The sequence below is a fragment of the Autumnicola lenta genome (assembly GCF_031846515.1).
GTDB classification, from domain to species: Bacteria; Bacteroidota; Bacteroidia; order Flavobacteriales; family Flavobacteriaceae; genus Autumnicola; species Autumnicola lenta.
Genome location: NZ_JAVRHO010000003.1, coordinates 220,758 through 230,942 on the forward strand (window position 1 = coordinate 220,758; position 10,185 = coordinate 230,942).

Here is a 10,185-nt window from a genome sequence, read left to right on the forward strand (position 1 = left end):
CCCTGTTAATTCTAACATTTTCAGGGTCTTTTTTGTTTTTCGGCTTTAGCTGATATCTTCTGATGTTAATGAAAGAATTCAAAAATCGTCAACAATTTGACTTTGTGGATATCCCAATAGCTCATATTATTAGCATCTGGTGATCTCATGATTTTCCCTAAGAAGATAAACTTCAAATTATCTTTAGGATCAAGATGGATATCATTTGTTCAGAGGCCTATCTTTTTTATTTTTTTATAAACTTCTCTTTATGTGTACGTTGAGATATCCAGGACGTTTTTTTAATGGAATTTACTTCCTGCTTAACAGTTCTCAAAGCAAGAATTGGTTCTTTTACTCAACCAGAATGATCGTTCACTCAATTGCTCTTGTAAAAATTCGATTAGCTCCTGATCTTTAGAAGTATAACGCAATCAAACTTAATAATTATTTCTAAAATTCCTTGGCCATGAAAATTAAAGAACTGAGAAGACAACTGAAGATCAAAAATGCAAAGTGGACAATTCCGGACGAAGTTTTAGACGATATTAGTCTAAAGGAGTTATCACAAAAGTATTCGTTAGGTGCAAAAACAGAAATACCGGGAATGCTAAAAACCAGACTTCCAAGATTCAGGGGGGGATCAACGCAAAAGTTTTTAAAATGGCAACCAAATACTCTCCGTCAGCTCCGTTCCACGCTATCGCGGCAGCCAAGCGCCTGGGACTGGCGTGATGTAAATAATCAAAACTGGGTCTCTCCGGTTAAAAATCAAGGTGGTTGTGGATCATGTGTGGCTTTTGCGGTACTGGCTGCATTTGAATCTCATTATCGACTTTTAAAAAATAATCCCAATCTTAACATGGACCTTTCTGAAGGAGCGTTATTCTTTAGTAATGAAAGGCAATGTAACAGCGGCGATCCACGCGTAGGATGGTGGGTTAATAAAGGCCTCGATTCTATTGTTGAGGAGGGTGTTTGTTCAGAGCTGGTTTATCCTTATAGGGCCACTAACCAAAATGTTGAGCTTTCTCAGGGAACTTACGAGACCTTTAAAGCTGCAGGATATGATTCTACAACAAATACTTCATTAATGAAAAAATGGCTGGTGGAAGAAGGGCCATTGGTCACAAGGTTTGATGTCTATGATGACTTTTTTGCCTTCTGGAGAGGAGGAGCAAATGGAGTTTATACATACACCGGCACTCCTTATGCGGGAGGTCATGCAGTTGCCGTAGTAGGTTATGATGATAATGATAATTGCTGGATATGCAAGAATAGCTGGGGTTCTGTTAATAATCAGGAAAACGGTTGTTTTCGCATTGGCTATGGCGAGGTTGGGATTGATGAACGAATGTATCTTATACAGGATGTTCACAATGTAATAACCCGGGATGAGATCAACTACAATCCAAGAAATCTTCGTATTAGAAATGAAGGAGCTAAAGGATGGTTGCTAACCGATGGAGTTAGTAGAATGAAAATGCTTGATACGAAAGAAGATGCCCGTAATGCACTTCGCGTTGCAAGAAGACATACAAGGCACGGATTTATTGGCCGGGATAACAATAGAAGTAATAGGTCTGATTATATTATTGAATATTGGGCTGGTAATAGCGGACTCCCACATGAACCTCTTACCAGGGTTGATGCAATTTCATATGATCCGAGAAAAATAGTTGCCGAGGATATAGATAATAAAGGCTGGCGATTAAAAGAAGGTAATCACTGGATGGAAATGGCAGACGATTTTAATGATGCTCTAACTCTTTTACAGATTGCAGAGCGTCATAATAAAATGTGTTTTATTGGCCGTGGAAATAATAGACCTAATAGAAAGTCTTACATCATGACTTATTGGGAATAATTGTCTGATTTGAAGCAGTTCATATTTCGTCAAAATCTAAGCTTACTTCTCCAGTAGGATATAGGAAAGGGAATAAAAGGTTTAATTTCCTGTCGAGGCTACTGCTAGCATTAAAAACGAATGAAACCCTGTTAATTTATCGGTTAGCAGGGCTTTATTTTTGTTTGAGCAGGTATGTAGTATGCAGATAACATGCTTCTAAAATGTAGCGGAAGCCTATAGCTGTCGGTGAGATTTAAGAGTAGCGAAGAGGATTAAATATCCATCTCAATTTACCTGTTTAGCTCTCCTTGGCATGGATCAATCCGTTGCTGGAAAATTAACGAGGTTTAAATTCTAAATTGTAAAATGGAATGTTGGTGAAGGATGCCGTTTCCGTTGTTATTTTGGTGAGAGATGTATTTCTAGCACCAGGTTTTTCGTTTCGTTAAGATAGGATGAATAGAAGAAAAACGAGCGGCGGAGAAAAAGGTATAAAATAGAAAGGAAATTATAACTTAATTTTTTAAGGTCAAGATCAGGGAGCTACAAATAAGAATTATTTCTGTTTAGGTTAACCGTAATGTTTTACTTCTACCTAAAATACTATAATTAATGCGTTCACTAAAAAGGGCTACTGACCAACCGAAAATTTAATATCTGAGATCTCAAAAACAACAAACAGAAGAATTTGTGAAAAAGTTATAATCAAGGTTAAACATTTGCTAATCAGCTGCCGATAGTCCTGCTGTAAACTCCAAAAGAAATATCTTTAAGTAAAGGATAGGGGATGAAAAGCGGGATATTTAAAGATCAAAAAGTTGAAAAAGTAAAACATTATATACGATCAACTTGCCAGAGATGTACAGATAGAAGTACAGAAAATATAAATTTTCATAAAGCTATTGTCGCACATTATTTTGAAGCCAGGAATGTGGAGATATTTTATGACAAAAGTAGAATCGAAGCAGAAATTTTTGTAGGCAGGGGCTATGTGCCTATTACTTTTGATTGTCTTGATCTTCCCGTTATGTTGTGTTCTTGTATAAAAGAAGATCAGCAGAGCATGGAAATTTACCAGACATACGTCAAAGATCTTTCGACAACAATGGCTTTGTCTGAGGGACAACTCCAGGAATAAAATTCAATAATGTCTATCGCTACTTTTGCAAAAACATGGATTCCTGCTGTGAATTCTGAGATGCAGCAAAGAAGTGATGGAGTACTGTACCTCCTTCCTGAATGTTGTTAAAGTAATGTAAAATCGTTAAGCTTTTAGAGTTAAATATTTAGAATTAAGAATGTTACGTATCTATTTTTTAAATTTGTTGAAACCAAAAAAATTACATTATGAAAAAATTACACTTACTATTTATCTTTTTATTCACGGTATGCTCTTCATTTATGTCTTGTCGTGACAACGCAGAAGGAACGAATGATGAGGTATTGGAAGAAGATTATGCCACCGAAGAAGAAGTTTTTGATGAAGAAGTTGCTATGAACGGCTTCGGAGATTACGATCTGGACGACGATGGACTTTGGGACTCAGATGAATTTGGAGAAGCATATGATGAAGACTGGGACACATGGGATGTGGACAATGACAACTATCTGGATGATAATGAATTTTATAGTACTTATTATGGTTGGATAGATGCTGATGACGATAATCTTATTGATGAGAATGAGTGGAACGAAGGCTATACCAGCATATATGGTGACTACGGTGCCATGGAGGATTTTGGAGAATATGATCTCGACAACGATGGATTTCTCGATAATGATGAGTGGTACGAAGGATGGGGTGATTCCGAGTGGTTCAACGACTATGATCTAAATGACGATGAACTCGTAGATAACGATGAGTGGGATGATGGTCTTTTTGGTCTCTGGGATGAGGATAATGATGAATTCTGGGATGAGAATGAGTACGATACCTATAATGCCTATTATGAGACATATTAAGTGTCTTTATATGCAAAGTTAAGAAAGCCGTCTAATTTTATTCTGGACGGCTTTTTCTTTATTATTTCTATTCCTACATATTTCTTTTGTCTGCAGTGGCCTCAGTGCTGATTTTGTCTCCGGCTTAAGCGAATCCATAATATCATATTCCGAAGAGAACCTTTTCGTCTTTAGTTTGCTCATCAAAAACCCTTTTAAAGAAATCTTATCTATACTTTTTCAGTAGCCTTTTATCCTATTCAGGCGAACTTTAATTCCATTCAGCTCGAGCAAATAAACCAGTCAGCTGAATGCGCGTTCTGGTATATATTTTTATTAGTTGAAAAGTAGATTTAACAGAGCTTTTGTAGCAGGCAGGACAAATGTTTGTTATCTTATTATAAAGCGAATTTTCAACCAAAAGAATACAAAGATGAAAATTGAAGACAATGAAAAAAAGATAAAATTGGCCGAACAACAGGGAAAAGCTTTTTTCTGAAGCCCTTGATTATATGAAAGGAATGGATAACCACGCAGAAAAGGAAGTTGGAGACTATATTATCAGTCTTGCCTCTGAAGAGGCCGAGGGAACTTACCGCCTCCAAAATGGAGAACTAAAGTGGAATGTACCGGAGGAGGGCTTCAATACTCACCTGGAAATCGTAGTGAGAGATAATAAGGATAAATGTTTTATTCCCGAGCTGAAGATTAAGGGAAAAGTTTACGACGAGGGAGGTAAGTTTGTAGTGGAAAAGGATTTTCCCTTTTTATGGCATCCATTCCTTTTTCACTACGGAGCCTTTTTCAAAATTCCGGAAGCAGGAAAATACCGGGTAGAATTAGAAATTCCCGCCCCGGAATTTCATAGACATGACGAAATTAAAGGAAAGCGATACGAAAAGGATGTAAAAGTAAAAATGCAGATTGAGATGGAATCCGGAAGGGAACCTCATGGGCCGGAGTAGAAATATCTGCGGCAAACTAACTGTAGCTTCCCGGGCGTAAGTTGATCATGGCACTAAAAGATGTATCCTTCCAATAACATCAGGACAAAAATTCCCTTTTTATATAGGCCCTTTTACATTGCTTCAACAGTCCATGTCCAGAAGGCAATCAATAGAGTTCTTAAAAGATAAAAAAAACAAAAAAATAAAATTCATTACCGCATGGTATTTCTTTATATAAGGTTATTTTAGAAATACTTAAATGGTTCTATTTCAATTGTTATAAAACATTGACTACTACATGTCTCAGGAAAATAAAAAATCAAGTATTGAAAGCTTAAAAAGGTCTGAAAACAATTTTCCTGTGGTTGGCGTAGGTGCATCTGCCGGGGGCTTGGCTGCATTTAAGGAATTTATCCAGGCGATCCCGAAGGATTCGGGAATGGCTTATGTGCTGGTGCAACATCTGGACCCGAATCATGAAAGTCTGCTGCCGGAATTACTCCAGAAATGTTCTGAGCTGCCCATCCTTGAGATTTCCAATGATCTCACGGTAAAATCAGATCATATTTATATCATTCCCACCAATAAAATGCTGATGTCTAATGACGGGAAACTGGAACTCAGCCCCAGACCTCAGAAAGCTGGCGCTGTAAAAAATTTGCCCATTGATCTTTTTTTTAAATCCCTGGCAGAAGTACATCAGGAACATTCAATTGGCGTAATTCTTACAGGAAACGGAGCTGACGGGACAGCCGGGTTTAAGGCCATAAAAGATAATGGGGGGATCACTTTTGCACAAAGTGAAGACACCGCCGAATATCCCTCTATGCCCCGTTGCGCAATTGAGGAAGGTGTAGTTGATTTTATTCTTTCTCCGCGGGAGATGCCGGCTAAGATCCTGGAGGTTGTTGAAAACTTCTATGGAATTAACGGTAATGAAAAAGAGCTGGAGAACGAAGATGTAGATGTTTATAAGCAGATACTCGCCTTATTGCGTATAAGAAAGGGAATCGATTTTACGTATTACAAACAAACCACCATACGCCGAAGGATTTTGCGCAGAATGGCACTAAGCGGCAAAAAGGAACCTGCAGATTACCTGAAATTTTTACGGGAGCATAAACATGAACAGGATATACTTCAACAGGATCTTTTGATCCCGGTAACTGAGTTTTTCAGGGATGAGGAGATCTTTAACAGGTTGTCCAGCACTATATTTCCAGAAATTCTGAAAAATAAAAGTAGAGAAGAGGCTGTGCGAATTTGGGTGGCAGGCTGTAGTACAGGACAGGAAGTATACAGTGTCGCAATATGCCTGCATGAGTTTATGGAGGAGAACGAAAGTAGTGCGAAGGTACAGATTTTTGGTACAGATATTAGCGAGCCCGCAATAGGCAAAGCCCGGAACGGAATCTATAAAAAATCTGAATTGGAGAACCTGAATCCACAAAGGGTGGGCCGGTTTTTTAACAAAGTAGACAGCAATTACCAGATAAAAAAAGAGGTGCGTGAAATGTGCATTTTCTCCCTCCATAATTTTCTTAAAGATCCACCTTTTGGAAAAATGGATGTTATTGCCTGCCGTAATGTCCTTATTTATTTACAGCCTTACCTTCAGAAGAAAGCACTGACTACATTTCATTATGCACTAAAGAGAAACGGATATCTCTTGTTGGGAAAATCTGAAACTACCGGCAATGCCCCCGATCTTTTTATACCTTCAGAAAAAAATCACAAGATATTTAAGCCAAAGGATCGGCCGGGAAAATTTATGCAGGTAGCTTCCCAGCGTAAGGAGGAAAATTTTCGTGAATTCAGCAGAAATAGAAAAGCAGAAAACGCCCAAACAGATTTCCAGCGGACTGCAGATGAAGTTATTTTAAGCCGGTACACTCCTGCGGGCGTTGTAATAGATGAGGCTATGGATATTGTACACTTTCGCGGTCGTACGGGACCATATCTGGAACCACAGTCAGGCAAGCCTAATCTAAACCTATTGAGAATGGCTAAACCAGGCCTCTCTTTTGAACTGCGAAGTATTATTCACCACGCCAAAAAAGAAAATGAATCTGTTATAAGAGAAAATATCCCTGTTCCTGAAGGAAATGGTCAACGCATCATTTCTATTGAAGCTATTCCTTTGCCCAACCTCGCAGAACCTTATTATCTGGTCCTCTTTCATGATCCCTTAGCACAACCTGAAGTTTCAGGATACAGAAAGGTTGTGGAAAAGATTTCTTCTGAAGAACCAAAAGAAGATGAAAAGGACCTGCTCATACATCAGCTTGAAAAAGAACTGGCACAGGCCCGGGAAGATATGCGTAGTATTACTGAAGACCAGGAAGCCACAAATGAAGAATTGCAAAGTGCCAATGAAGAACTGCAGAGCGGAAGCGAAGAACTTCAAACCCTGAATGAGGAGCTGGAAACGAGCAAAGAGGAGCTGCAAAGCACAAACGAGGAGCTTACCAGCCTCAACCAGGAATTGCTGAGCATGAATAAAAACCTCACCACCGCCCGCAACTTTGCAGTAGATATTCTTGAAACAGTTAGAGAGCCATGGCTTGTACTTGACAGTAATCTTAGGATTAAATCTGCTAATAATGTGTTTTACAAAACCTTTAGAACCTCTGAGGCAGAAATTGAGAACAAATCTGTTTTAAACCTGAGCAAGAAAGAATGGAGCCTGTCAGAAATGGAAGAATTGCTGAGGAAGGTCCTGAGCGAGAAATCTGTTATTACTAATTACGAGATTACCCAGGAATTTCCTGTGATTGGTGAGCGCACTATGTTGATTAATGCCCGGGAAATTGTAAGAGAAGAAGGTGGAGAAAAATTGATCCTGCTGGTGTTTGGGGATATTACAGATAAAAAACTGGTGGAAAAATCCCTTGAGAAGAGCGAAATTAAATTTAAGCTCCTGGTAGAAACACTGCCGCAGCTCATCTGGATAGCGGATGCAACAGGACAACCGGAATTTTTTAATGCTAAATGGAAAGAGTTTACAGGGGCAACCGATGCAGACATGGAGGATGAAAGGTGGCTAGATTTTGTTCACCCTAACGACCGGAAGAGAGTTTCTGAACATTGGCGTAAGTGCGTAAGAACAGGAGAACCTTTTTCTGTTGAATATAACCTAAAATATAAAGATGGCAATTATAATTGGTTCCTGGTAAAGGCCCTGCCCCTCTTTAGTACAGATGGGGAGATTATGAAATGGTTTGGCTCCAATACCAATATCCAAATCCACAAAGAGGCCGAAAATGCCTTAATAAAGAGTAGCTCTCAATTCCGTCAATTTACTGAATTCATGCCAGAGAAGGTTTCAAATGCAGATCCGTCAGGAAAAGTCACCTATTTTAATAAGAGCTGGGAGAATTATTCGGGATGGACCCGTGAAGAACTGGTTGAAAAAGGATGGGCGAATCTTGTGCATCCAGACGATGTCAGGAATAGTATTGAAAAGTGGAATAAAAGTGTAGAGACAGGAGAAGAACTGGAAATGGAAATGAGATTGCGGGATCGACAAGGGGAATACAGGTGGCACCTGACCCGGGCAATTTGTATTAAAGATGAAAAAGGGAACATAAAGCAGTGGATTGGAGCAACCACAGAGATTGAGAGGTTTAAAGAAGAAGAACGACGAAAAGAAGGCTTTCTCCAGCTGGTGAGTCACGAACTTAAAACACCGGTTACCTCTATAAAAGGATATGTCCAGTTATTGCTTAGTATGCTTCAACAGGAAAGCCAGAAGATAGAGTCGTTGCCTCTTGAACCTTCCTTAAGGCGTATTGATGAACAGATCGTAAGGCTTACCAGGCTCATCTCAGAAATGCTTGACATTTCAAGAATAGAGGAAAATAAGCTGGACCTAAGGAAGGAGACTTTTGATATTAATAAGTTTGTTGAAGAAACAGTACAGGACATACTACGTACAGAAATTGACCATCAATTTAAAATTCAGCACGAGTTCAACTGCAAAATTAAGGCAGATAAAGACAGGATTGGCCAGGTATTGATTAACCTGATTACTAATGCAGTAAAGTATTCGCCTGATAGCAAGGAAATTGAAATACGGCTTTTTGAATCTGAAGATCATAAAGCAGCCATAAGTATTTCAGATAAAGGAATTGGTATTTCCAAAAGAGATCAAAAGGAAATTTTTAAACGATTTCACCGCGTGGAAGGTAAAAATGAAGATACCTATGCGGGACTTGGTATAGGATTATTCCTAGCACAAGAAATTTTGGAAAGGCATGGCGGCAGTTTAACTGTAGAAAGTGAACTGGGACAGGGCTCAATATTTACCTTTACCTTGCCTTATGATCCTGAAAAATGTTCCTAAGTATGTGGAGGGAGTAGTGAAAAGTGAAAAGTGAGGAGTCAGGGCAAATTTGTCCCATCGAGCTTGTCGAGATGCTAATTTTAATAAAACAGATGCGTCTTCTTTTAAAACGGTCTGCTTGTCCCATCGAGCTTGTCGAGATGCTTTTTTAATAAAATCAAATGCGTCTTCTTTTCATTTAATGTCGATAATTGGTATTTTCGAGGTCACACTTTGGAATTGGGTCAAAAAATTGAAATTAAGGAGCTCCCATTTTTTCAAGGGGAGGTGGCCGTAGGCCGGAGGGGTTAAAATCGCACGGGAACTCTATCCATATCAATGATAACTTTTGATTCCATCCCAATTTCTACTCAATGTCGATAACTGAAGTTTTTGAGGGCCTCCCATTTTGCTTTAGAAGTTATTTTATTTGCAGTAGAATGGAAAGTGGTAAGATTTGTCCCATCGAGCTTGTCGAGATGCTTTTTTAATAAAATCAAATGCGTCTTCTTTTCATTTAATGTCGATAATTGGTATTTTCGAGGTCACACTTTGGAATTGGGTCAAAAACTTGAAATTAAGGAGCTCCCATTTTTTCAAGGGGAGGTGGCCGCAGGCCGGAGTGGTTAAAATTGAGCGGGAACTCTATCAATATCGATGATAACTTTTGATTTCATCCCAATTTCTACTCAATGCCGATAATTGGCATTTTGAGGGCCTCTCATTTTTGCTTCAGAAGTAATTTATGTTCTGAAGGAGAAATAGAAAATGGTAAGATTTGTCCCATCGAGCTTGTCGAGATGTTTTTTTAATAAAATCAAATGCGTCTTCTTTTTATGAAGTGTCGATAATTGGCGTTTTGGAGTTCTCACTTTGGAATTGGGTCAAAAACCTAAAATTAAGGAGCTCCTCCCCTTTTTTCAAGGGGAGGTGGCCGTAGGCCGGAGGGGTTAAAATTGCACGGGAACTCTCTCCATATCTATGTTGACCTTTAATTTCATCCCAGTTTCTACTTAATGCCGATAATTGGCATATTGAGGGCCTCTCATTTTGCTTCAGAAGTTATTTTATTTGCAGTAGAATGGAAAATGGTAAGATTTGTTCCATCGAGTCTGTCGGGATGCTTTTTGAATAAATCAATGCGT

General features: G+C 38.8%; 5 protein-coding genes. All 5 read left to right on the forward strand.

The window, feature by feature from the left end:
- Positions 1-448 precede the first annotated feature (448 nt).
- The 5 genes from RM545_RS03370 to RM545_RS03390 all read left to right on the forward strand — a co-directional run bounded on the left by RM545_RS03370 (position 449) and on the right by RM545_RS03390 (position 9,061).
- A complete protein-coding gene (locus RM545_RS03370; RefSeq protein ID WP_311493904.1) occupies positions 449-1,846 on the forward strand; it encodes a C1 family peptidase in 1,398 nt (465 codons plus the stop codon).
- Between the two features lie 769 nt (positions 1,847-2,615).
- Positions 2,616-2,966 (forward strand): hypothetical protein, encoded by a 351-nt coding sequence (locus RM545_RS03375; RefSeq protein ID WP_311493905.1) that lies wholly within the window; start codon positions 2,616-2,618, stop codon positions 2,964-2,966.
- Positions 2,967-3,175: 209 nt separating this feature from the next.
- Positions 3,176-3,790 carry an EF-hand domain-containing protein gene (locus RM545_RS03380; RefSeq protein WP_311493906.1) on the forward strand — a complete coding sequence of 205 codons (615 nt, stop codon included), beginning with the start codon at positions 3,176-3,178 and terminating at the stop codon, positions 3,788-3,790.
- A 500-nt stretch (positions 3,791-4,290) separates the two neighbouring features.
- Positions 4,291-4,734, forward strand: a complete 444-nt coding sequence (locus RM545_RS03385) for an iron transporter (RefSeq protein ID WP_311493907.1) — start codon at positions 4,291-4,293, stop codon at positions 4,732-4,734.
- A 280-nt stretch (positions 4,735-5,014) separates the two neighbouring features.
- Positions 5,015-9,061: a CheR family methyltransferase gene (locus RM545_RS03390; RefSeq protein ID WP_311493908.1), complete on the forward strand. Its 4,047-nt coding sequence runs from the start codon at positions 5,015-5,017 to the stop codon at positions 9,059-9,061.
- The last annotated feature ends 1,124 nt before the right edge of the window (positions 9,062-10,185 follow it).

Excerpts from the sequence above, each read along its gene's own strand:
- RM545_RS03390 (WP_311493908.1), top strand. The coding sequence starts at position 5,015 with ATGTCTCAGGAAAATAAAAAATCAAGTATTGAAAGCTTAAAAAGGTCT.
- RM545_RS03385 (WP_311493907.1), top strand. The coding sequence starts at position 4,291 with ATGGATAACCACGCAGAAAAGGAAGTTGGAGACTATATTATCAGTCTT.
- RM545_RS03370 (WP_311493904.1), top strand. The coding sequence starts at position 449 with ATGAAAATTAAAGAACTGAGAAGACAACTGAAGATCAAAAATGCAAAG.
- RM545_RS03380 (WP_311493906.1), top strand. The coding sequence starts at position 3,176 with ATGAAAAAATTACACTTACTATTTATCTTTTTATTCACGGTATGCTCT.
- RM545_RS03375 (WP_311493905.1), top strand. The coding sequence starts at position 2,616 with ATGAAAAGCGGGATATTTAAAGATCAAAAAGTTGAAAAAGTAAAACAT.